The following is a 24,337-nucleotide window of genomic DNA, read 5'->3' as shown; positions in this document are numbered from 1 at the left end:
GAGTAAAGGGGATAATAAAGGGTCAATAGCAGCCTTGGGCGCTAATGACGATTTGGGCATCAACGATTTGGTAAGAAGCTTTTATGGTTTGGCAGATCAGATTCAGTTTTTCCAGCAGTGGTTCATCCTGAAATTTGGCCGTCAGCGTACACTGTTTCAGTAGTTGTTCATCGAAGACAATATCGACGCCATATGCTTCCTCAAGTTGGGCGAATGCCTGTGCCACTGGTGTATCGTCGTACACGAAGACATTCCGGCTGAAGCGGGAATCAATAATGACTGGATTCGGAATAATGGTCCGGCGGAAATGGCTTTCCTGCCGATTGAAAACCACTTGTTGATTAGGCGTCAACACAACACCCGGAATATCACTGTTAGCTTCTTTTTCGGCGCGTTGCCAGTCTTTCCGGGCAAACACCGATACGCGTCCGGTACGTACTACCACCTGCACATTAGCCTGGTTCTCGAAGGATTTAACGACAAAACTGGTTCCCAGAACCTTCGTAACAACCTCATTGGCATACACATAGAAAGGCTTGGCTGGGTTTTTCTGAACCTGAAAAAGCGCTTCACCCGTTAGGTAGACTTCGCGCTTAGTGCCCTGAAACTGGCGGCTAAAACTAATTCGGCTATCGGGTTGCAGGGTAACCTGGCTCCCGTCGGGTAGTCCAACCCTTAACGGTGCATTCGTAGTATTGACTTTCTCGATCAGCTTTGTCGACGACGCATTGACTAACTCGGTGTAGGGCGACTGGTGGGCCGACTGCCGAACCGACCAGATGGTCCAGCCGATGCCGAGTACCAGAAACAACACAGCGGCTGCCCTGGCCCACCACCCGAATGTGTGATTGGTAAACGACCATACAACAGGCTGTTTATGTGTTCGAGACTGTATCTGTTGAAGCTGCTGCTGAACGTCCGAGTCCGAAATATCCCGATACGGCTTAACCTCCAAACCACCAATAATCGCTTTGGCCTGCTCGGCGATTTCGCGTTTTTCAGGGTACAGATCCAGCCATTGTTGCCAGAATAGCTGTTCGTCGGGCGAACTTTGGTTGCTGGCCCATCGGTTAAACGACTCATTCAGCAGCAAATCCTCGATCTGGTAATCCTGGTAATTTTTCATGAAGGAATACGCTAAAAACTAGCCCTATACCTCCAACATGCAGTCGCCCCACGTATCCTACTGGAAGAAACTGTACTTTTTTGCAAAAAAATTTAAGGGAAGGCCGTCGGCCTTAAAAACGGCTTAGCGAATCAGAAGCGACAAGAGAGTTATGGAGAAAGCCATATCGCCCTGCCAAGCATTGCGCAGTTTTTGCAGGGCTTCGTGAAGGATATTGTAGACCGACTGCCGATTCAGAACCATAACCTCCGCAATTTGCTCATGCGTGAGGCCCTGATAAAATTTGAGGAAGATAACTTCTTTCTGACGTTTGGAAAGTTGATTGAGCAAGGTTTCTAACTGCCGAACCTGATCATGGGCGATTTCCTGCGTAATCAGTTGATTCTCGATAGAGAACTCCACTTCAAACAGATAATTCTCCTGAACGGACTCCCAGTTGGTACCCCATTTGGCTTTTCCCCGAAAAATCCGCCGACGGAGCGATTTCAGCAGGTAAAATTTGACAAATTCCGTTTCCCGAACCGTTTGCCGACGTTGCCACAGTTCCACAAAAACATCCTGAATACAATCTTTAATGTACTCCTCATCGGGGTGGAAGCGAATTCCGTACCGAAACAAAACCGAATAATAGGCCTGAACAAGCTGATCGAACGCCACCGAATCGCCCGATCGGAAGCGTTGCCACAGTAGCCCATCATCAATTTGTTCCGTTTTCATAACCTGAGTAATCCTATATAGAGAAGAAAAGTATTGCCGAATCTACCCTACTTGCCAGGCTTGACAAGTAAACCTACCCAGCGCGTCATTCAGGTTATCCGACTAACAACGGTGCGTAAAGGCGGTTGCTAGGGGTTGAATAAGCGATTTAGCCAGTTGACGAATTGCTGACAGAGTTCCGTATTATGATCGAGATAGGTTTTCGTTAATGCTAAACCCATAGGTGTGCCGGGGTCTTTTTGCCAGGCCAGCCAAGTGTGTATATAGGCTTTTGCCCGATGAATTTCACTATACCTACTCTCAATTGGCTGGGCTTCAAGTTGAACAAGGGCTTGTTCTACAAATGGACTTAGTAAATCGTTCGGTCGAATGAGAAGTCGAATAAAATCTTCGAGCATCCCTGATTGCAAATTATTGGGCATGAGCCAGATACCGATAGCTGGGTTACGGCCGATACCTGTAATGACTGTTCCGTCTGCTTCCGGCGATACAGGAAGAGTATATCCTTCTTTAATGAGAATATCACGGATACTATTCCAGCGTGTTCCTAAATCCTGATCCGCATCCAACACGATACCAATTGCTTCGATTTCGGGACGTTGTCGTTTTATACGAGCTATAATCTGATCGGGCATCTTCTCAACGCCTTCGCAATCAATAATCTCGAAATTATCTGGCAACTGATGAGCATCCCGAATATTAGCCGTTACAAACAAATCATCTTTACCCTCAACCAGTAACTTGAATGGAAACTTATTACGTTTAATCTGATTACTCATCGGGGATCAACATGGACGCGGGTGGTAGACTGAATTTCGTCGGCATCATAAACCGTAGCTTCGATATTACCTTCGTAGTTTTCGAGTCGGATCATAGCACCAGCATTTTTATCCTGTTTCCCATCGTTAAGTATAGCTGAAAAAGCTTCAACACAGTCAAGGCTATGCGTCGTCGCAAATACCTGAATATTTAGTCGCTTAGCGAGATAAAAAATAACCTCCCACAATTTCTCCTGAACCGAATAGTGTAAACCATTTTCAAATTCGTCGATAAAGAGATATGTTCCTTCAGCATTCACCATTGACAAAATGATTGAAAACACCCGGCTAACACCATCTCCCATACTAGACATGTATCTTCTGTCCCCATTATTGAGCCTAACAATAGGGCGCCTATCTTCAACCAAGCTAAATCGTTCGATTTGAGGTTCAACAATTTGCAAAGCTTTTACTACGATATCTTCTTTATCTGATAAGGCAATTTTACTGTATAAGTATTCAGTAGATTGTTGTGTTTTATTTTTGGAGTCTACATACTGAAAGGGAGCAGACTCATCTACTCTTGGAATTCTAGTTTTATAAAGAAGGCCTCCCGTGAGAGAAGCTCTAGTTTCAATTGTGTAATCCCTCCAAAATCTTATTTCATATCTAAATTCTCTAGCATTTATATCCTCCTCATTTTCTGCAATCATATATTCAATTATCTCCTTCCCAAATTCGTCTTTTTGTAGAATTTGGTATGCCTTACGAAGGCCAATAAATAATGACGACTTTGTCCGTTCCTTATTTATTCGATTTTCACCTATATAGATATCCAGATCTGTATCACCTGATAAAAAGTAATTTGGAGCATAATTAGTAAATAAGGCGCTTAGAGAGGTAATATTATCATTCTCTTTATTTCCATCAGGACTCTCTTTTGTATTATTTGCATAATATTCTCCTCGACTTTGAAGCAAATACTTTATAGTTGCACCTTCACTAAACCAAGAAGCATATATCGCCACCGCTTCCAATACCGACGTCTTTCCGGTGTTATTTTTCCCGACTAATAAGTTCACCCGGCCTAATTTTTCAATCGTCAGATGGCGGAGGTTGCGGTAGTTGCGGATTTCGAGCGAGCGTAACATAGGTTCGCAAAAAAGTTATTATTCAAAATACGGAGTAATATCACTATTACACAAACAGCCCGCTACCATTCGTCGGATAGCGGGCTGTTTGGTTCAAAACTAATCCAATTAAGGGCGAATGATGGTCCAGCCTTCCTGCTCGCGGATGATCAGTTCGCCGTTGGCGCTGGGTACGTAGCTCACGATGGGGAACAATTCCTCGCGGCTGATTTTTCGCATCCGCATGGTGTTTTCGCACATTGCCATAATAACCCCTTGCTTGTGCAGGTTTTCAATATCTTTCTCAAAATAAGGCTTGTCTTTCCGGTAGACGACGTTGGCCCCGCCATACACCACCAGTTCTACATCCAGTTTGCCTTTTAGTCGCGGGTCGTTCAGCGCATTCTGAATATTAGCCAGGGCGTGTCGGATGGTGGCTGTATCGGCTGTATTGAGCTGATAAATGGCTTTATACCGAGACTTGGTGGGCTGCGCTCCGTGAAACGTACCCGTCTCGCTGGACTGTGCCCTTACCGATACGACCAGCCCCAGAAAGGCTACCAGCAGTAAGTAGATATGTTTTTTCATGATCAGTTTGTTTACAGTAAAGCTACTTCGGTTTTCGCGCATCTGCAATGGGTTGATACGGTCCAAATTTGTGCTGTTGTTCGCTAAACCCATCGGCATACGGGCCAATGGGAAAGTCAATCGGTTTGGTAGCGATGTTGGGCCAGTCTTTACTCTGGTCTTTGTGGGGGCGAGGCATTGAATTGATAAACGCGGCCACATCCCAGGCTTCTGCGTCGGTCAGTTGCGGACTGGCATAGGTGGCCCCAAACGGCATATTGTTCTTCACATAGCCCGCAAAGCTCGACAGTCGATACAAACCGGCCCCATCGTTATAGCTTTTCGGCCCCCACAAGGGTGGATACACGTATTCCGACGCCCCGGCAGCCCGAATGCCTTCGCCTTTGGCACCATGACAGACCTGGCATTTGGCCACATAAACAGCCTGTCCCTTTGTGGAGTCGGCAGCGCGGTCCAGGTAGGCTAATTTCACGAGTCCAACACCCTCAGGGCGCTGGCCTTTGGGCACATCCGTTCCCAGCCATTGCATATAGGCCACAATCGCTTTCATTTCACGACTGCTACTATCGGGCGCTTTCCCGGCCAGGCTTCGCTCAAAACAGTCCGACACGCGTTTCACAATCGACTCCACCGCCCCCGAACGATCCCGGAATTTGGGGTAGGTCGAAAACACAGCCGAATAGTTATTCCCCAATACTTTGGTTCCGGCTTCGAGGTGGCAGTTCTGGCAATTCATGCCGTTCGAGAGTGGTTTCACGCTTCCTTTAGGCCCAAGGTATTTGGCCGTATGGGCAATCAATTCCCGACCATACCGAATTTGCTGGCCTTTAGCCCCGGTCGGTATCCGACTGTCGGCAGGGGGTTGCCAGTAGGAAGGGGGCACTGAAGCCACCAAACCCGCCATGCAAATGCATAAGCCCAAAAGCCCGTAAATCCGGCGATGTCTAAAGACGGAGTAATTCATGGTTTATGAGGAAGAAACGTTTTAAGCTGCGTCAACCATCATTGGGCAAACCCATTTACGGCATATCTACGGTTACCAGATTGTCGTCCGAAACGCGGTCGATCAGCTTGTTATACGGATCGATTCCTGCTTTGACGGGCTTGCCTTTTACGGTTACCTCAATCACGTGCTCACCGGGTGTCAGGCTGCGCTTCTGCATATACAGCGGCACTTTGACCGTTAGCCCATCTTTGTTCTTACTATCGTCGGTCAGCACCGCAATGTCGACCAGAACTGGCCCTTTCCCTTTGCCAAGTTCCTTACCCGCCTTGTCGTAATACTCAGTGGCTGAGCGGACATACAGTTTAATCCGGTACTGGTCTTTTCCGATGGATTTGGCTTCGGCTTTGGTAATCCGATTGTCGTAAAGTGTCAGTTTCTCGAAATTATCGGCCAACCAGGGTTTGAGTGAATCGGGCGTAGCGGCTTTCAGGAAACTGTACCATTCGAGTGAGGTAGTAAACGGTGCTTTCTGACGGAACCGGGCGGCTTTCATGTAGTCGTTCATAGCCTGATTCACACGGGCCTCACCAATGTAATCCTGCAAGGCATACATCAGCATTGACCCTTTCTGATACCAGACGTACGAGCGGGTGTCGTTGTCGAGCATGTTGGCTTCAAATTTATCCTCAAACGCCCGACCACCCAGATACCGATCCAGACTGTATTTCAGAAACTTCGGCATAGCATCGACACCGTAGCGTTCTTTCAGCACCATCAGTGCTGAGTATTCGGCCATCGTTTCCGAAATCTGGTTAGCCCCCCGCGTCCGGCTGGGCATGATCTGGTGGCCCCACCACTGGTGCGCCACCTCGTGAGCCGTTACGTAATACGCGTAATCGGTTTTGTCGGGATCGCGGAAATCACCGACCCAGCCAAACTCTTCGGAATACGGCACTGTGGTCGGGAACGACTGAGCGAAAGCGGCATAGCGCGGAAATTCCAAAACCCGCAACACCGGGTACGGATAGGGCGCGTAGTTTTTGGTGTAATAGCTCAGCGACGCTTTCATACTCGCCATAAACCGATCGAGGTTCTGGTCGTGGCCGGGGTGATGGTAAATTTCGAGCACAACCTTTTTTCCATCAGGTCCCGTCCATGAATCGCGTTTTACGGCGTATTTCGCTGAACACATGCTGAAGAAATAATCGGAGAAACTGGGGAGCTTGTACTGAAAATACTTGCGCGGTTTGCCATCGGGTCCATTAGCGGTCCAGGTTTTGAGTAACTCGCCCGGCATAATAGCCGTTTGGTCGGGAGTTGTCGAGATGGTGCCTTCAAACGTTACCCAGTCGGCATCGTCGGTAAATAGAAAATCGCGCAAACCACGCGGATCGTTTTGGGCCGGAACTGTCCATTCTTTCACAGGCAAACCGTACTTCTTCCGGTACTTGTCGCTACTGAGTTCGCCATCGGCATTGTATCCAAAGCCGGGGAAGATGCCCACGTTGAAAAATGTACCGTTGGATACGACTTCCCGCTGATCGCCACTGTTCGGAAATCCGGTATACTGCCCAGTCACGTCCATTTCCATACGCGCCGTGTCGCCCGGATTCAATGTTTTTGGAAGCTTATAGATGTAATAGCCAAAATCCGTATCGTTCAGGATCAGCTTGGGAGCTTGTCCGTCGATGGTGAATTTCGTTAGCTTCCTATGGAAATTGTCGGGCGGAATGGTCAGGTGCAGGGAGTCGATGGGTTGATCGCCCTTATTCACAATCGAAAATAGTCCGGTTGCTACCGCCTTAAACTCCTCCGGAAACACATCGACAGCTAGTTTGACACTGGTAATTTTTGGCTGAAGCACATTAGCATACTTGTGGTATTTTTTCTCGTAGCTGGCCTGTTGTTCTCGCTGTTCATCGGCCGAATAGTAGCGGTTCTTTACACTTACATTGGTATAAATCCAGGCCCCCATGCTCACAAAGGCCAGTACCAACAAAGCCACTAACCCCATCGACAGTTTGCCCATCCGCTGCCGGGCCAGTTGCCAGCGCGACTTGAACCCTGTATCGGCTCCCCGATTCCAGAACCAAAGGGCCAATACCAGCAGAATACCCCCAAAGGCATACCAGTACACCCGAAACGACGCCAGCGAAGACAGGTAATGCCCAAATCCGTTCATGTCGGAAAGTTGAACTCCGCCACCCGAAAAAGGCAACGCCAGCTTATAATTGAATTCGGCAAACTGCGGCACCGCCCAGATAACAATGTAGGTAGCCAGCGTAGCGATGTGCCCCACAAACTTCTGGTTCACCATCGTATGGACAAAAAAGGCCAGCATCACCAGTTGAAAATACTGGGTAAAGGCAATCCCGTAGGCATCGCGGAAATACAGTCCAAATTCGTAATTGAAATAGCCTTTTACGGTCTGATCCAACACGCCCGACACGATAATTAGTGTACAGAGCAGCAGACAGATGTAGGTCATAGCCAACAGCTTGGCCCCGTAATTCATCCAGTCGGGAACGGGTAACGCATCGGCAATGGTGTCGTAATGGACCACTTTATCGCGGTGAACTACCTCGCCCGTATAGAAAATAATGACGATCAGTACGAAGAAAAAGAACGTACCGTTCCGGGCCTCAAGCATGGTATACGTAGTTGGCAGCGAGGGGGTGCCATAGGTTTGAACCCCAAACCAGCCATCCAGAAACAGGAACAGCACCGCCCCGAGCAGAATAGCAATGAAATACGGATCGCGGATGATGTTACTAAACTCAATCCGCGCCTGTTTGACCATCTGCCCAATGTAGGTACTGACCTGAAAAACGGGTGTCGGCGTGGGCAGGCTTGCCAGCGAAGGTGCTTTTTCGGAGATAACCTCACCTTTGGCCTTTTTGCCTAGCTTAACGGCCAGAAAGCGGGCGAAACTGAACCGAAAGACCGTCAATAAGAACACCAGCAGCGCTACACCCGACCAGATCAATCGGTTGGTCAACAGATCACCCTCCAAGGGTATATTGAGGGTATTTTGTTCTATGGGGGTCCAATATTTAGCCGCATTATCACTGGCATAGGAACCGAACGGGTCGAGCAGATTAACGAGGTGTTTGTTTTCCAAATCCTGCGAGAGCGTAGAACCCAGCAGGTAGGCAATAAACAGCAAAATACTTCCTGCATAGGTAGTAAATACCTGCCGCGAAAAAGCTACCAATGCAAAGAATATGCTGCCGGTCAAAAACATATTCGGGATGACAAGCATCAAAAATGGTGATGCATAATCCCAAAACCGAATTGGCCCGAATCGCTCGGTATTGTCGGCCAGATTAAACACCGGCCCCAACAATGAACCAATAACGATACCAAGCATACCCACCGCCATAATGCTTAACAGTACGACAAACGAGCCCAAATACCGCCCCAGAATATACCCCCGCTCAGTAATTGGAAAGCTGAAAAAGTAGTTTTTGGTATTGTGTTCAATTTCGCGATACACCGGCACGCCCATGATGGCCGACGAAATGAGCATCCCGAATATGGTCAGTACCACCATAAACCCGGTAATGGCATAAGGTGAATTGACATTTGTTTTCTCCGATGCCGGTCCGTTTCCGTATATAACAAACAGAAACGTAAACAGAAAGAGAATCAGGGCGTAGAGATATGTAGCAGGGCGTTTAAGTCGATACGCCAATTCGAAACGGAAAATTTCGGTGAACATGGGGTTAGAAGTCTTAGGAGCGAGGAGTTAGTATTAGGAGTAAAGTCAACGCCTGGCTTCCACAGCGTTATAGTAAGCCGTCAATAGGCGGGCTACTTCTTCAAGATTCACTTGTAAAATTTCAGTACTACCATAACCGAGATCCTGAGCAAGAATCAGGTAGTAGTGTGTTTCATCCAATGACCCTTGGGCAATATTCAAAAATTTGGACTTGTCAGGAATAGTACGTTTGCGATAACCCTCTGCTACATTAGCAGGAACCGAAACCGCACTGCGCCTTAGCTGAGACGTAAGCCCAAATAGTTCTTCTTTTAGAAAAATTTTAGTTAACCTATAAATGTCAAGTACGAGCTGGTGAGCCTTTTGCCAAACGACCAATTCCCGAAAATGCTTCGTTTTCTCCATTTGAAAGATGTTTACAAGGTGGGTATCTGATTTAAAATGTGCGTCAGCCAATTCTAATACTCGCTCCTCGCTCCCAATACTATCAAACAGTAACCGTCCCCATTCGCTCGGTAATCCGGGTAAAGTACACGTCTTCCAGATCGGGCGTAACAGGCTCGAAATCAAGCAATGGAACTTCGCTGTAGGCATGAAGCCTCGTTTTACCACCTTTCAATTGTGTGGAGATGATTTGATACGTTTGGCGATAGGTATCAATTTCTGATTTCTCGACAGATTTCTGCCAAACCTTGCCATTCAGTTCCGTCACCAGATCGTTCGGATTGCCCGTAGCTACGACTTCACCCAGACAGATGATGGCCATATCGGAGCAAAGGTTCGTGACATCCTCAACAATGTGTGTCGACAGAATGACAATCGTATTCTCGCCAATTTCCGACAACAGATTGTGAAAGCGGTTGCGCTCGGCAGGGTCAAGACCAGCCGTTGGTTCGTCGACAATAATCAGACGGGGGCTGCCGATCAGGGCCTGTGCAATACCAAAGCGTTGTTTCATACCGCCTGAATACGTTCCCAGATTCTTCTTCCGCACCTCATACAGATTCACTTTCTGAAGCAACCCCTGAACAATTTCTTTTCGCTCTTTGCTGTTGGCAATCCCTTTCAACGTAGCAATATGATCGAGCATGGCTTCGGCCGTTACGCGGGGATAAACACCAAACTCCTGGGGCAGATAGCCCAGCAACCGACGAACGGCGTCTTTCTGCGTCAACACATCCAGGTCACCTTCTGGCAAGCCCGTGAAACGGGCACTACCGCTATCGGCTTCCTGCAAGGTCGCAATTGTCCGCATAAGTGATGATTTGCCGGCCCCGTTCGGGCCCAGTAGGCCAAACATTCCCTGTGGGATGGTTAGCGAAACACCTTTCAGCGCCCGAACGCCATTGGAATAGGTTTTAGCCAGGTCTTTAATTTCGAGTTGCATATAGGAAGCAGAAGACTATTTGGTTGAAGGGAATAGTAACAAATATGTTAAAAGTCTGTGAATATCAAACCCAATCTTCTGCCGACGGCGTCATTTTGCTTTGAAAGGCATAAAAAAAGCGCTTCAATCGCTTGAAGCACCATAAATCAGCCAATTCCCACCCAAGGTCGGTAAGGACACAGACCCTCTCAAGTTATAGGTGAAACCTTCCAGTTTGTGAGGGCAAAGGGAAAGGGGTTACAGTCTATACTTTCGGACGTTTATAAAGGGGCACCGTACTGCATGGTTCGCCAAACAACAGACTTTGCACTACGGGGCGCAATACGCGGGTCAGTTCAACATACGCAGCAGTGGGCACTGGTACTTTCGAGCAACCTTTCACCACCACCCGCACATCCCGATAGTCTTCAGGGTTAATTTGGGCAATGGCATCGAAATACAGTTTTTCTTCCAGATCGGCCAGACTGCCGAACACGATGGTATTGGCGTAGGGTTGCAGTTGCAGCGTCAGGAGCATATAGGCCCACGTAGGAATGATCGCATCTTCAGTACAGGTGATGGCTACATTTTTGCCTGTGTACTGGCTCCAGTCGTGCTCTTTCAGAAAGGCCCGAAAATCTTTCTCTTTCAGGATAAGACCCATGAAGAGGTTATCTTTCAGGTCGTAGACAATCCGCTCACCCGGATGGTAATACTCTTCCAGATCAAGCGTAATCAGCCCGCTATTGGCAACACGATTAACAAGTTCAGCTTCCATTTTTTAATGAGCGAAAGAGTGAATGGCTGGCGCAGCCTTTTCTGCCAGATGGCATTCGCTCTTTCGCTCAATCACTCTTTCGCTCATTATAACGGTTATTTAGCCCTGAAAGGTTCTATAAAAACATACACGGGCTGTTGGCTTTTTTTCGTACTTTTGCTTTTATATATCACTAGAAACCGACTTAGACACCTGGCCTATGAAATTTATAGTTTCCTCGTCTGTCCTGCTAAAAAACCTTCAGCATATTAACGGCGTCGTGGCCACCAATCCCATTGTTCCGATCCTCGAAAACTTCCTGTTTCGCATTGAGGATGGGACCCTTACGGTAACCGCTTCAGATCTGCAAACAACCATGACAACTCAGATTCCGGTTGAATCGAGCGAGAACGGTTCCATTGCGATTCCAGCCAAATTATTGCTTGACACCCTCCGCAGCCTGCCCGAACAGCCGGTTACGATCAACATAGATACCGAAACCTTTGGCACCGAAATTCTGACCGATAACGGCCGTTACAAACTGTCGGGCGAAAACCCGATTGACTTCCCCAAACTGCCTACGGTCAACAAAAACATGTCGGTCGATATGACTTCCGATGTGCTGCTGGGTGCTATTAACAATACCGTTTTTGCCACCAGCACCGACGACCTTCGCCCGGCCATGACGGGGGTTCTGTTGCAACTTACCAGCGACAATGCTACGTTCGTAGCCACCGACGGGCATCGGCTTATCCGGTATCGCCGGACCGACCTCAGTGCGTCGGGTAGTACCTCGATTATTATTCCTCGTAAAGCGCTTCAACTCCTAAAAGCCTCGTTGCCGGAGAATACCCCCGTCACAGCCGAGTTTAGTCAGTCGAATGCCGCCTTTACGTTTGGCCCTACAAAACTGATCTGTCGACTGATCGACGAGCGGTTCCCGGATTACGAAAACGCGATTCCGACCAACAACCCGAATGTAATGACCATCGGCCGGACGGATTTGCTAAACTCGCTCAAGCGGATTATGATCTACGCCAACCGGACTACCCACCAGATTCGGTTGACGCTCAAGGCCAACTCGCTGACCATCTCAGCCGAAGATCTGGACTACTCAAATGAGGCCAATGAAAAGCTGCTTTGCGAATACGACGGTGATCCGATGGAAATCGGATTCAATGCCAAACTGTTGTCGGAAGTACTGAGCAATCTCAGCGCCAAAATGATTTCGCTGGAGATGTCGGCTCCAAACCGCGCTGGCCTGCTGATCCCAGCCGATAAAGAAGAAAACGAAGACATCCTGATGCTGGTGATGCCTGTGATGTTGAATACATACGCATAAAAAGGGAGAAAGGGAGGAAAGGGACGAAGAAGGAAAGGATTGATAGCTCTCCTCCTTCGTCCCTTTCCTCCCTTTCTCCCCTTTTTCCCCTCTTATGAAAAAGCGCACCGCACCTGCCCTGATCTTTATTTTTATCACGTTACTGATCGATGTGACGGGCTTGGGGATTATTATTCCCGTTTTTCCGAAACTGATTGAACAGCTCATTCATGGTAACATCAGTCAGGCGGCAAGCTGGGGGGGCTGGCTGACATTTTCCTACGCAGCCATGCAGTTTCTGTTCTCCCCTATTCTGGGTGGATTGAGCGACCGCTATGGCCGTCGGCCTGTGTTGTTGTTTTCCTTATTCGGTTTTGGATTAGATTACATTCTACAGGGATTTGCCCCCAGCATTGGCTGGTTGTTTATCGGGCGGGTTTTAGCTGGTATTACAGGAGCCAGTTTTACAACCGCTACAGCTTACATTGCCGATGTAAGTCCTCCCGAAAAGCGGGCACAAAACTTCGGTCTGGTGGGTGCGGCCTTTGGGGTAGGGTTTATTCTGGGGCCTGCTGTCGGTGGCTTTTTAGGACAATATGGGCCCAGAGTTCCGTTTTTCGTCGCGGCTGGCCTCACCATGATTAATTTCCTGTACGGCCTGTTTATCCTGCCCGAATCGCTTGACGAAGCCCACCGCCGTCCGTTCGACTGGAAACGCGCCAATCCCGTCGGTTCGTTGATGCGGCTTGGTAAATACCCGGTTATTCTGGGCCTGGTAGCCTCGCTGGTACTGATCTACATAGCCGGTTTTGCCGTACAGGGCACCTGGACGTTCTACACGATGGAGAAATTCAAGTGGGACGAAAAAACCGTTGGGCTGTCGCTGGCTGCCATTGGCCTCTCGTTTGCCATTGTACAGGGTGGCCTTACCCGAATCATTATTCCTAAGTTGGGTCAACAGCGGTCGGTATACGTCGGACTGATATTCAGTGCCGTTGGTTTTTTGCTGTTCGCATTAGCCACTCAAAGCTGGATGATGTTCGCATTTATGGCCGTTTATGCCATGGGGGGTATTGCAGGGCCATCGGTTCAGGGCATTATTTCTACCCAGGTTCCGGCCAATGAGCAGGGGGAGTTACAGGGAGCGCTAACCAGTCTGACCAGTACGACGTCTATTTTCGGACCGCTGATTATGACTAACCTGTTTTCGTACTTTACGTCGCCCAAAGCGCCCGTTTATCTACCCGGAGCGCCTTATTTTTTAGGCTCTGTACTGGTTATTATTAGTGCGTTTCTGGCCCGCCGTGGCTTCAGGCGGAATATGGCTACCGAGTCAAATCCAACCCAGCCAGCCCAGCCCGAAACTGACGATATTGCACGTGAAACCGACCAGCAGACTGTAAACCCAAGAGGTCTTCCATAACGAACGCACCCAAAAGCTCTCAACCAACGATACCAACCCTTCGAGCAGGAAAATATTCCCACCGAAGGTATACCAGTAATAGATCAGAAACGGCCAGGTCGATGCGCTGATCAGCAACCCCAGACCCAAAATATTCAGGAGTGTATCCCGTTTTCGGATAAACAGGAACAGTAGCGGTATTTCGACCAACCAGGTTTTGACCAGGTAAATCCACATCAGCGTTTTCGATTTCGAGCATACAGGATAGCCACTAACATGAGCAGGGCAATTCCTCCGACCGTTAACCAGAGCCGACTATCCCCCAAAAACGCCTGTTCGCTCCCCGCATTCGCCACCCCAATTTCATCCCAGATACGCTTGTCCTTCCGGCCACTAGCATAGGCGAAAATAGCGCTATCGTAACCCAGGATAAGCGTATCGGATGTTAACGACTTGATGACAAGAACATCCTCCACCGCGAGGGCAGAGTCTGACTCAGGAATAAAATCGTGAGGATAAACGGTTAAATCAGCTCGCATTAAATTAGGATTTTCGTTGAAATAGGTCCTTAACTGCTGGCGCGACTTCTCCGAATCGAATGTCCCTTCCAGTCGGATAGCCTCCTCTTTAAATTTCTCTTTAGCAATGGCATAAATACTAGCCGAACTCTGCTTGCCCAATCCGATACAGCGATCCGAGTTGAGTAGCGTATACGTATCGCCAAACCGCTGCTGTATATACGCCAGAAATACGTAATTGGGATACTGGTCTACATTGGCCAATCGAAAACAGGCATCAACCCGACGTTGTCCAGCAGGAATAATATCAGCCCGAAGCGTCGGAATGTCGCTTGAAAAACACAAGCAAAGCAGAAAAAATCGCCAGGTATTCATAGGAATAAACCAATTTCCGACAGCCAATCACATTTGTTTACGCTTACGAACTCGCCAAATGACGAACAGAACGACTACTGCCAGGACACCAATTATCAATATACCGTTTGGTATTGTGTCGCTGTTTAGACTTCCACGGTGGTTTGCGCCAGGGAGATCGGCGAAAACCGATGAGCATAAACTCAGTAGCATCAGAATCAGTGAGCGTTTTTTCATGGGAGCAATTGATAGGAGTTAGCAATAAAACTATTGATTATCAGGTATAATTTATCATTTAATTCTGCGTTTCCGAACTCGCCGGACGATCAGTAGCATCACTACAGCAAATACCCCGATCACTAGTATATTTGTCAGCATGGAAGGTTCGGTTGATTCAGGACCGGGTATATGATCAGCAAATACCTTCAAAAAGCTGGCGAAAAAGAGCAAGGTCAGGCTATATTTTTTCATGATTTTAGCGGGTTAAAGCCCAGTAAGCAATAGGGCTTACCGCTCCTTATTCAAGACTGACCGACGATGATCAACCGACCAGAACGAGTAGTACAGACACCAGCTCAGGATACCCAACAGCAACAACTGCGTATACAGCGAGAAATAAGAACCCAGCGGAATAAATGAGACTAAGCCGCCTAAGGCAATGGCTAGTCCGAATGTGGCCCCGCTAACGGTGGCTGGTGTATTCGGAAATAGTCGCTGTAAAGCCACGACACTCACGGGGGTCAATGATTGCAGAAGCCCCGTTCCGAGCATTAACCAGAATAATCGGCGATATCCCCAGCCGAGTGCAGGCAGAGCAATAGCCAGCGCCACAAGTGCATACGGTTTCCAGGGGATTCGGTCGGTTAGCCAACCACCGATCAATTTACCCACCATAGCAGCCAGGGCGATATACAGAAGCCAGTCATATTGCTGTGCGTAAAGCAACTGAATTACATTCCAGACTGCCGACCGGAGAGCAATGGCCGTTAGCAACAAAATCATCAGATAATCATGCGTATCCAGTTGCGGCTTATCCTGGGTTATCAGAGCTTTCTGGGTCATGGGAACAGGGACCTTGCCAACCATCAGAGCTATAGTTGTGAGCCCTCCTATAAGCAGATAGGTGACACCTGTGCAATGCATAGCCCCACACCATCCACCCAGCGCCAGACCCATTACTCCAAAGGCTGAAAAAATGCCTACAAACCGAGATTTTTCCGGAAAGCTGGCCAACGTTATGGCCCCCCCAGCTACATGATAGATCGCCGAACTTAGCCCGGCCAGTACAACGGCAGGCCATATCCAACCATTCACCAGCAATATCAACGCTACGACCATACCCAGCAATGAGCCAACGGCCGACTCACGATAGGAACGAACTCCATCGAGCCAGATTCCAGCGGGCAACTGACCACCAAAGGCCAACAGATTATATACCATGATGGCCGCTCCCAGCTCTGCAACTAACCTACCCGCCGATAAACTTCCGATCAGATAACCGGCTGCCGCGTCCGAAAACCCGTGCCCCAGGCCCAGTGCCAACACTGCCGGCTGGTAACGGTCAGTTCTTGCTGATGAATGATATAACCTACGCATAGTACCTGTCAATCAAGAAGTTGAACAGGACAAAGGTCGACTATAGGTCCGCCATATTCAATCCGGGAAAACCTATATTTTAACGAAGGAAAACCTGTAGTTACGGCCTATGCTTACTCTTTTGTAAACTCAAGCCCATCCATCAGCAGTTTATCCACCTTTCCCATTTTATCAAACAGAAACCGGGCCTGTGCCTCCCCGTACCAGGCTTTCTTGTAGGGCCCATAAAAGGTATCGTAGTGCCAGTGTGCCAGACTAGCCTGCAAACTGCCCTTATTGATGTCTACACTGAGACCATCCCCTTGCACACGCACTTCGGCCTGCCCATACAATGGACTGGAATAGGTTCCGGCATACGATGCTAATGGCAAAACGGGCGACGTATTTTTTACGCGGTCTTCGTAGAACTCGTTGATAGCCTGCTTTCTTTTCTTCTTCAGGCCATCATACAATCCCTTAAACTCCGTACTCCAATCCCGCTGCCCTCCCAGAGCAAACCAATCGAAAGTTTTGTACATCAGTGCATGGCGTACTTCGGCATGATCTAAATTGCCGAAGATGTAAACGCCCAGTTTTTCGTCGGGCAATTGCCCAGTAATAGCCGTCAGTCCTGCCAGGCTCCCCGTATGAAAATTGACTTTATGCCCCTTATAATCATGCTGATACCATCCTAGTCCGTACGTTCGCCAATTGGGTTTCAGGACCGACATGGTTGGGTATTCATCTTCCGGGAAAAACGTTTGAGGGGTAAACATTTCCGTCCAGGTTTCAGGCTTTAGCAAACGACCTCCTCGATATTTACTGCTGTCCAGCATACAGATAATCCATTTGCTAATGTCATCAGCCGACGACCAGACGGCCCCTGCCGAACCAATTTCGCTATCTGTACCGTAGTCAATGGCACGAATCGTATCGTTGATGCTGTAGTGCGGCCGGGTTTGATTGTCGTCTTTAATGTAGCTGCGTTTGGGAGCCGTACGGGTCATACCCAGGGGATTGAACACGCGTTCCTTCAGAAAGTCGGCCCAGGTTTTGCCGGTAATTCGCTCAATAATTCGGCCAGCGGCAGAGTAGAATGTATTCTGATACGCAAATCCAGACCGAAACGAATAGCTGGGCTTCACCAATCGCATTCGAAGAAACATTTCATTGGCCGGAATGGTCATAGCTCCCGTCATGAAATCGGTACTTCCGATGCCTGTATCATGAATCAGCAAATCACGAATGCGCAACTCGCGGGTCACGTAAGGGTCATACAATTGAAGCTCAGGCAGGTATTTGCTCACCGGATCGTTCCAGGCGAGTTTATGTTCATCGACCAACAGGCCCAGCAAGGTAACGGTCATGGCCTTGGTTGTAGAGGCACACGCAAACAGGGTCTGGGTATCGACCCGATCGGGCTTGCCTAACTCCCGAACGCCATACCCTTTCTTGAAAATTACTTTGTTGTCCTTAACGACCGTTATGGCCATACCCGGCACGTTCCATTGGCGACGGGCGGCTTCAACATACGTATCAAAATCCTGAAGGCGTTTGGAGGAGATGGGTTGCTGAGCCCATAGCGAAACGGTGCTCAATACGAGCAGAATGGTAGTGGATGTTTTCATGGCGTTTATGAACAGGTTGCAAAGAGCATGCTCTACAGAGCAATTGACTGTAAATCATGCTCTTCGCAATATATTCATAAACTGAATACGACGTTGAACCGCAGCACCATGGCATCTTCGGTTTTTAATCCCATCAGCGAAGGTCGCTCAATGTTATGGTCGGTCATATTCACCGGAAATTCGCCCGTCAGCGTCATCTTATTCCCGGCATCTTTGCGGGTAGCGTGTAGCGTAACGGGTTTGGCAACGCCATGAAAGGTAAGCGTTCCCTTGGCGATCAACGTACCATTGTCGCCTGTTTTAATATCTGAACTGGTAAAGGTGACATTCGGGTATTTGATGCCTTCCATGGCTTCCACGGCGTGCGAATCCCGGTTGTTGTTGTCACTATCGAACGAGGCTACTTTGATGGAAACAGCTACGGTTTCGGGCTGCTTGGTGTCGTCATTATAGATCATCGCACAATTGACATCGTGGCTAATACCCTCCCAGCTATGAAGTGGGTGTTTGGCCGCATACGTAACCGTCGAAGCGGCTTTATCGGCCATAATTTTTCGTTTCGCCAGCGGTGCCGTAAAGGCACAAAGAATCATGATGGCTACCAGGCAGCCATTTGCAATCGAATAGTTTTTCATGATCTTAGAATTTTAAGGCCAGAATGGAGGCTGCATAGGCACCAAACGTGGTATACGCAGCGGCCCGGTGATACGGTTTCAGCGACGAATTATCCTCAATCAGGTGGGCCAGTACGTTCGTAGTGATCATGCCCGCCAGGTGAACAATAGCCAGGTATCGATGCAACTTGATGGTCGTAAACCCACGTTTAGGTCCAACAATGGGTGGCGGAGCCGTCAGTGATAGCGCTAGGGTTGTTCCGTACGAGATATTGATAAAGGTGGCGGTTCGTTCGTGCCACTTTTTTGTATCGATATAGTCCTGCCCTTTGGCATTATACAGCTTAGCCCCCAGAATACCCTGTGTTACAAAACCCGCCAGCGTCAGGAAACCGCCAATCTGGTGGGCTACCAGCATGGTTCGGCGCACTTTCAATTCATGAATACGCCCTTCCGAAGTAAGGGGGGCAATGTTCATGGTCCGTAGTAAACCCTTCGGTCCCCAGAAAATGCGCTGGGTGAAAATCATCTTATGGGGTAGCAACTCCTGTTTTTCAGTCGAGTCGGTCAGGTCAGCCAGTAGGTCAGACGCCGAATTGTCCGGCGTCTGACCAGGCGTAATTGTTGTATCCCGACGAATGGCGGTTGAATCCTGAGCCTGTAAGGAACCCAGCCCAACCCATACCAGTAAGGCAAAACAAACAGATTTCATCCGGTGCGATTTAGTGGTTAGGCAGTTACAGTCAGCGTATTCCCGTCGGCACTAAGCGACGTTTTATACTGCGTGAGTGGCTTGGTAGCTGGCCCCACATCGACGGCCCCCGTCAAGCTGTATTCGGAGCCGTGATTGTCGCAATAAATATCATCCTGCGCAGCCCGGTACTTCACTTCAAAGCCTTCGTGCGTACAGGTTTTAGATAGCGCTATAAACGATCCGCTTTTCGCCTTGGCCACGATCAGGCTGCCAATAATAGCGTATTGACCCGATGTTTTCAGCTTGCTATAATTGGCATTGGTCAGATCAACGGTAAAGCTAATGGCCCCTTTCGATGTATCGGCATTGCCCGTTACGCCAGCCGCTGGTGTGGGGGTTGGGGTCGGTGTTGGGTCGTTGCTATCACTTTTCGAACAAGCGGTCAATCCTGTTCCCATGCAATAGAAAGCCATTAGGGCCCCCGTGCTCAAGCCGAGGCTACGCAAAAACTCTCCACGCTTCATTGTTTCGGTTGCTGAGTTACTCTTCATCTGATTAGTCGGTTTCATGTAGTTACATCAATTAATAGCCTCCTGTAGACTATCCGTAGAGATTTTGTCATAGTTTCAAACGAAGCGAGAAAAATGCACCAGTGCTCAATAAATTCACGTTGAAAAGACCAACGCCCCGCAATGGCATCTTGATGAACGGTTCAATTTGCCAGGACAATCGACGGCTTAGGGCTCGCTCATACCCAACTGAGAAGTTTATATTACTAAATCCATAGCCACCTGTACTGGCCGTAGAATCAGTTCGCTGGTTGTAGGTATGGGCTGGATAATTGTAATGATACTGTTCCTGTTTGATAATGTAGCTGGTTGCGCCTGTACTCACAAACCAGCGATTCGTCAGACGAGAATCGGCTTTTTTAGGCTTTACGGAAAAATCGTACCGGACATTGAGTGGAATATCGAACATGTTGCAACGCCCGTCGATATCATTTGGCTTCACATAGCCGCCCCAGGCACCCGTCGGAGCAACGTATTCGTCAGGATAGGCCTGGTAAATTTTCGTACTTTGAATCAGACCAGCCTGAACACTCCAGCAGGATGCCAGCCTATATTCCAGAAAAGCGCCTATGTTCGTTCCGGGCCGGGAAAAATTATCCAACCCAATCGAGCTTAAATCGGGCGACACCCCAAAGCGAACACTCAGCCCTCGCTGAAACGGTACATCTGGCCTGGATACCTTACGCTGGGCCGCCGTATCGGGATGCGCAACGACAGGTGGACTGGCAAATGATACAACTGGCCATTGGGGCGGCCGAACCGCTAGTTTATATACTGTAATGGCTTCTGATGCAGGCAACTCCACCTCCTCGCCCGGTATGATAGCTCCTCCAGCGGTATTTCCATCCGGCGGCACAATCTCCCGTCGACGTGTGTCCTGCCGTTTCGTTCCCAAAATGGGTGAGGTTGGCTCCGTCGAATAAGCCGCCCCAAGTAACGCGACTGATTCCGTAGGCACAGCATGACTGCGGCCTTTACGCATACGAGCCCTGGTACGCTTTCCCGCAGTCCGTTCCGAATGATTGCTTACGGTTGCTCCGTCGGTTGTTGCCAATAGATCCGTCTCCGTTGCTGTACGCTTACCTCGATTTGAAGCTGACAACCGGGCATCGGTTATTGGCTTATACGTAGATGTTGCTCCGTTCGTTGCAGGGGTTCGCGTCGGTGTGGTGGTCGCTTTGGTTGCGGGTATGGGCCGCTCTGTCAATTTGTTAAGTCGGTTTTCTGAATTCGTAACTTCTTGTGTCGATTCAATCCGATCAGCCGATTTCTTAACATCTGTACTCTTCCGGTCAGAAGGGTCGGCTTCAGATAAACTGGATGTTGGGGCTGATGACTGCTCCGCCAGGTTATCAGGTTGTGCTTCGGCTAATCGGGCCGAATCGACGGCAGTAGTTCCTTTAGCTGTTGTTTTTTGATAGACAAGCCATCCCCCTCCTGTCAGCAGCAAAAGCAGCAAAACAGGCAGGCCCCACCGAAGCATATTTTTCCAGACAAAGGCCCCGGCAGGCATCGTGTGTTCGTTGGTGTCCAGACGGGCTTTCATGTCCTGCCAGGCCGCCGGATCGAACGGGGGATCGAACTCTTCAGCCGACTTTCTGAAGAGCCCGTCCAATTGGTCATCGGTTAGCTCTGGCATACTCGTCGTAGTTTAATTGTTTCAATAACTGGCGCAGGTTTTCGCGCGCCCGGGCGAGATTCGATTTCGACGCACCGACCGAAATACCCAGTTGGCTGGCAATTTCTTCGTGCGTAAATCCATCCATAACGTATAAGTTAAATGCCAGTCGATACGCAGGCGACAGCCGCTGAATCAGGGCCAATAAATCTTCATGCGCTAACTGGCTGAAGGCGTCGGCCGATTCGGCGACGGCCGTCAGTTCAATCTTTTCGACACCTTCATGCTGATGGCGGGCCTCCCGACGATACTGATCGACAGCCGCATTGATCATAATGCGTCGGAGCCAGCCTTTAAACGGCTGTGCAGGATCGTACTGATCCAATCGGGTAAATACTTTCAAAAACCCATCATTCAGCACTTCCAGCGCTTCCTCGCGAGTGGGTGCATACCGCATACACACACTCATGGCATACCCGTAAAATTGCCGATATAGCAATTCCTGACTTTGCCGATGGTTGCGAAGGCAACCGGCCAGCAGATCAGTTAGCGCGGATATGTTTGATGCGTTGGACAAAATAAGCTTTATCTAAATCTAAATGGGTAGAGTATAGTTTTGTCGATTCTATAGCTTCTTTCTCACCAACCGGGCCCACGAAAACACAGATAGTGCTTCATCAGAACCTATAGAATCGACCGAATCAAACGTATCATTGCGCCGGAGCCTCGGCCGATGTCGTATTGACCACGGGCCAAATACCTGGCTTCGGCACACTAACCCCTTTGGTACTTCCCCGCTGCCCGGCATCGGCTCCAAAATAATAAAGTGGCCAGCCTTTATAGGTCAGTTGGGTTTTACCAACCGCTGTAATGGTTGTAAAGTCAGCTTTGTTGAGCGCTGATGGAATTTCACCGAGTTTCGATGAGGTCTGGAAAATAGGCCAGGTAGCATCATTGCTCAAATCAGTCTTGGTATACTTGTTTACATTCTTTTTGTCATTTGCAAACGCATACAGCGTACGACCCAGACTGTCGGTCAGAAACAACGAATTTCCCGTGCCCTCTTTGGTATCAAAAGTATAGTTTTTTCCATCCAGTCCAACTAATTGCCGCGAACCGAGTAACACCGTATAATTTGGCTTGGCGACTAACCATAGATTTCCCACATTCTCGCCCGTTACATCGCCTGCTTTTGCGTCATTTTTGTAATAATACAAGGGCCAGCCTTTAAAGGTCGTTTGCTTGTTGCCATCGGCCCGTGTAATGGTAGCAAAGTCCGACGCTTTCAGACCACTGGCCAACGAAGGTGTTTCTTTGTAGAAAATTGGCCAGTTGTCCAGGCAACTTCCTGAGCAATTCGCATCACCCGCCACATCCCTTGAAAAGAAATACAGTGTCTTGCCATCCTGCCCGGTCAGCACCTGACCCAGTGTGGTTGTTCCCAGCCCTACATCCGATGAAACGGTTGGGTTATCCTCTTTGCATCCCAACAAGGTTGCTACGCAAAAAGCTGTCAGTAAAACTGATCGATTTATGTAAACAGAAGGTTTCATTCTATCAACTGTGTTTTTTAGGTTGAAAAAAAAGAACAGTTGAACCGGTTCAATGGGCAATACGGCGCTCTATAACGCTGGGTTGCGTAGCCGATAAAAAAAAGTTATTCTTTGTCGGCCCGACGGTCGGCCCGAATCTCCGGAATGGTATCCGAATCGATCAATCCAAGCGAGGCAGCATGCTCGGCCGCAGCCACCGTATCCGCTACAAGCAGCATAGGGACGTGGTAAGTTTGGGTGGTTCGGATGAGTTCGCGAACGGCTTCGTCCCGCTGATCTTCCGACACGTCGCGGATGTAAATGGCGCGTATTCGACCCGGATTTTCGCGTACCACCCGCGCATAAATTTCGGGATCTTGCTGGCCACTGTCGCCAATGAGCACAAACGGCAACTGGGGATTTACATCCAAAACCTTCCGAATCATGGCCAACTTATGCGTGTGGTGCCCTTCGGACGAAAGCATGGTAGGCGACAGGTCAAAATCACGAAGCAGAAGCGGTCCTTTAGGAATACCCTGTATGCGGAAAAAATCGACCAGCAGATCGTACAAATTCCAGGGACTGCTCGATACAAAATAGATGGGGTTAAACAACGTAGTGACAGGCCCGCTCTGCAAGGCCCGGTAAAACGCGGCTATCCCGGCAAAGGGCAACCGCGTGTAGGCATTTCCTAGAAACGTCAGTCGGGCAGTTTGCAGCAGGTTGGTCGCATCGGTCACCAGCACCGTATCGTCAATATCTGAAATCACCCCAAACTGGCTGTACGTTGGCGAAATCATCAGATACCCATCCTTAACCACGGGCTCATTAGCGGCTGTTTCCGGCGTATCGGGCTGCAAAACCCCTTCCAGCGCATAACGAACCGGAAACCAGGCCCGGCCAGGTGGTAAATTATTCGGCGGGTTGATGGTTAGTTCAAAATAGCCATCCTCATCGGTTGCTGTTCGATAAGTCGATTCAAACGCGTCAATTCGGACCGTTACCTTAGCCACGGCTTCGCTCCCGAAACGCTGATAGGTAGCCAGCAGATTCTGCCAGAAGCTATCATGGTCGCTGGGCGTACTTAGGTCATTCTGGCGCAACACCCGACCTTTCAGCCAAACAGCCGTTGGACTACCAAATCCACGGTAGTAAATGATTCGGTAGGGTTTGTCGTTGCCGAGTCGTCCTGCCAGCCGCGCTTTGAGCCGATCAAACTGGGTATCTACATCGGCAACAGTATTTACCAAAAATTCTTTCCAACTGGCCATAAACACAGTCTTACAGGGAGGTTGAGTTGATTGACGCTAAAATACCCATTGCTCCTGGCAACTTTAAGGGTAAACGCCAAACTTTACACGAAACATAAACCCATCCGGGGTTTAGTGATAACTTTGCACGTC

Annotated in this window: 24 protein-coding genes; 2 read left to right on the top strand and 22 right to left on the bottom strand. The window is 49.0% G+C overall.

Annotated elements, in window-relative coordinates; all coding sequences use genetic code 11:
* Positions 1–22 precede the first annotated feature (22 nt).
* The 10 genes from B153_RS0112420 to B153_RS0112375 form a co-directional block, all read right to left on the bottom strand.
* Complete coding sequence (locus tag B153_RS0112420; RefSeq protein ID WP_020597040.1) at positions 23–1,126, bottom strand: FecR family protein; 1,104 nt, start codon at positions 1,124–1,126, stop codon at positions 23–25.
* Positions 1,127–1,249: 123 nt separating this feature from the next.
* Positions 1,250–1,843 (bottom strand): RNA polymerase sigma factor, encoded by a 594-nt coding sequence (locus tag B153_RS35005; protein WP_020597039.1) that lies wholly within the window; start codon positions 1,841–1,843, stop codon positions 1,250–1,252.
* A 128-nt stretch (positions 1,844–1,971) separates the two neighbouring features.
* Entirely contained in the window at positions 1,972–2,622 is a 651-nt protein-coding gene (locus B153_RS0112410; protein ID WP_020597038.1) for a DUF3226 domain-containing protein, read from the bottom strand.
* Positions 2,619–3,752, bottom strand: coding sequence for an AAA family ATPase (locus tag B153_RS0112405; protein ID WP_020597037.1), 1,134 nt, complete (start codon positions 3,750–3,752; stop codon positions 2,619–2,621). Before B153_RS0112405 ends, B153_RS0112410 begins: the two co-directional genes overlap by 4 nt.
* A gap of 108 nt (positions 3,753–3,860) precedes the next feature.
* On the bottom strand, positions 3,861–4,319 hold the full coding sequence (locus B153_RS0112400) for a DsrE family protein (protein ID WP_026262112.1): 459 nt from the start codon (positions 4,317–4,319) through the stop codon (positions 3,861–3,863).
* Between the two features lie 22 nt (positions 4,320–4,341).
* Entirely contained in the window at positions 4,342–5,223 is an 882-nt protein-coding gene (locus B153_RS0112395) for a c-type cytochrome (RefSeq protein ID WP_020597035.1), read from the bottom strand.
* A 115-nt stretch (positions 5,224–5,338) separates the two neighbouring features.
* Positions 5,339–8,986, bottom strand: coding sequence for an ABC transporter permease/M1 family aminopeptidase (locus tag B153_RS0112390; protein WP_020597034.1), 3,648 nt, complete (start codon positions 8,984–8,986; stop codon positions 5,339–5,341).
* A 45-nt stretch (positions 8,987–9,031) separates the two neighbouring features.
* Positions 9,032–9,391 (bottom strand): four helix bundle protein, encoded by a 360-nt coding sequence (locus B153_RS0112385; protein WP_020597033.1) that lies wholly within the window; start codon positions 9,389–9,391, stop codon positions 9,032–9,034.
* Positions 9,392–9,473: 82 nt separating this feature from the next.
* Positions 9,474–10,373: an ABC transporter ATP-binding protein gene (locus B153_RS0112380; RefSeq protein WP_020597032.1), complete on the bottom strand. Its 900-nt coding sequence runs from the start codon at positions 10,371–10,373 to the stop codon at positions 9,474–9,476.
* A gap of 244 nt (positions 10,374–10,617) precedes the next feature.
* Positions 10,618–11,130 (bottom strand): DUF2480 family protein, encoded by a 513-nt coding sequence (locus B153_RS0112375; protein ID WP_020597031.1) that lies wholly within the window; start codon positions 11,128–11,130, stop codon positions 10,618–10,620.
* 199 nt (positions 11,131–11,329) lie between these two features.
* Between B153_RS0112375 and dnaN the strand changes: the two genes are divergently transcribed.
* Together dnaN and B153_RS0112365 are read left to right on the top strand one after the other, a co-directional pair.
* Positions 11,330–12,451 (top strand): DNA polymerase III subunit beta, encoded by a 1,122-nt coding sequence (gene dnaN / locus B153_RS0112370; RefSeq protein WP_020597030.1) that lies wholly within the window; start codon positions 11,330–11,332, stop codon positions 12,449–12,451.
* A 94-nt stretch (positions 12,452–12,545) separates the two neighbouring features.
* Complete coding sequence (locus B153_RS0112365; RefSeq protein ID WP_020597029.1) at positions 12,546–13,853, top strand: TCR/Tet family MFS transporter; 1,308 nt, start codon at positions 12,546–12,548, stop codon at positions 13,851–13,853.
* A gap of 19 nt (positions 13,854–13,872) precedes the next feature.
* Here B153_RS0112365 and B153_RS35000 read toward each other — a convergent pair whose 3' ends face one another.
* The 12 genes from B153_RS35000 to B153_RS0112305 all read right to left on the bottom strand — a co-directional run bounded on the left by B153_RS35000 (position 13,873) and on the right by B153_RS0112305 (position 24,205).
* Positions 13,873–14,091, bottom strand: a complete 219-nt coding sequence (locus B153_RS35000) for a hypothetical protein (protein ID WP_020597028.1) — start codon at positions 14,089–14,091, stop codon at positions 13,873–13,875.
* Positions 14,069–14,725 carry a hypothetical protein gene (locus B153_RS0112355; protein WP_020597027.1) on the bottom strand — a complete coding sequence of 219 codons (657 nt, stop codon included), beginning with the start codon at positions 14,723–14,725 and terminating at the stop codon, positions 14,069–14,071. The genes B153_RS35000 and B153_RS0112355 overlap by 23 nt, the downstream gene beginning before the upstream one ends.
* 270 nt (positions 14,726–14,995) lie before the next feature.
* Positions 14,996–15,175, bottom strand: coding sequence for a hypothetical protein (locus tag B153_RS0112350; protein ID WP_020597026.1), 180 nt, complete (start codon positions 15,173–15,175; stop codon positions 14,996–14,998).
* A 36-nt stretch (positions 15,176–15,211) separates the two neighbouring features.
* Positions 15,212–16,300 (bottom strand): MFS transporter, encoded by a 1,089-nt coding sequence (locus B153_RS0112345; RefSeq protein WP_083928190.1) that lies wholly within the window; start codon positions 16,298–16,300, stop codon positions 15,212–15,214.
* Between the two features lie 113 nt (positions 16,301–16,413).
* Complete coding sequence (locus tag B153_RS0112340) at positions 16,414–17,907, bottom strand: serine hydrolase (protein ID WP_020597024.1); 1,494 nt, start codon at positions 17,905–17,907, stop codon at positions 16,414–16,416.
* Between the two features lie 74 nt (positions 17,908–17,981).
* On the bottom strand, positions 17,982–18,542 hold the full coding sequence (locus tag B153_RS0112335) for a YceI family protein (RefSeq protein ID WP_020597023.1): 561 nt from the start codon (positions 18,540–18,542) through the stop codon (positions 17,982–17,984).
* Positions 18,543–18,546: 4 nt separating this feature from the next.
* Positions 18,547–19,233, bottom strand: a complete 687-nt coding sequence (locus B153_RS0112330) for a hypothetical protein (RefSeq protein WP_020597022.1) — start codon at positions 19,231–19,233, stop codon at positions 18,547–18,549.
* A 17-nt stretch (positions 19,234–19,250) separates the two neighbouring features.
* Positions 19,251–19,784, bottom strand: a complete 534-nt coding sequence (locus B153_RS0112325) for a QcrA and Rieske domain-containing protein (protein WP_245564877.1) — start codon at positions 19,782–19,784, stop codon at positions 19,251–19,253.
* Between the two features lie 49 nt (positions 19,785–19,833).
* Entirely contained in the window at positions 19,834–21,423 is a 1,590-nt protein-coding gene (locus B153_RS0112320; RefSeq protein ID WP_020597020.1) for a hypothetical protein, read from the bottom strand.
* Positions 21,404–21,979 (bottom strand): RNA polymerase sigma factor, encoded by a 576-nt coding sequence (locus B153_RS0112315; RefSeq protein WP_026262109.1) that lies wholly within the window; start codon positions 21,977–21,979, stop codon positions 21,404–21,406. The genes B153_RS0112320 and B153_RS0112315 overlap by 20 nt, the downstream gene beginning before the upstream one ends.
* Positions 21,980–22,112: 133 nt before the next feature.
* Positions 22,113–22,955 carry a hypothetical protein gene (locus B153_RS0112310; protein WP_020597018.1) on the bottom strand — a complete coding sequence of 281 codons (843 nt, stop codon included), beginning with the start codon at positions 22,953–22,955 and terminating at the stop codon, positions 22,113–22,115.
* A gap of 104 nt (positions 22,956–23,059) precedes the next feature.
* The gene (locus tag B153_RS0112305) at positions 23,060–24,205 is read right to left on the bottom strand and encodes an App1 family protein phosphatidate phosphatase (protein WP_020597017.1); all 1,146 of its coding nucleotides are present in this window, start codon (positions 24,203–24,205) and stop codon (positions 23,060–23,062) included.
* Positions 24,206–24,337: the final 132 nt, after the last annotated feature.

This window comes from Spirosoma panaciterrae DSM 21099 (assembly GCF_000374025.1).
Taxonomy (GTDB): domain Bacteria; phylum Bacteroidota; class Bacteroidia; order Cytophagales; family Spirosomataceae; genus Spirosoma; species Spirosoma panaciterrae.
This window is presented reverse-complemented; position numbering and strand designations above follow the sequence as displayed.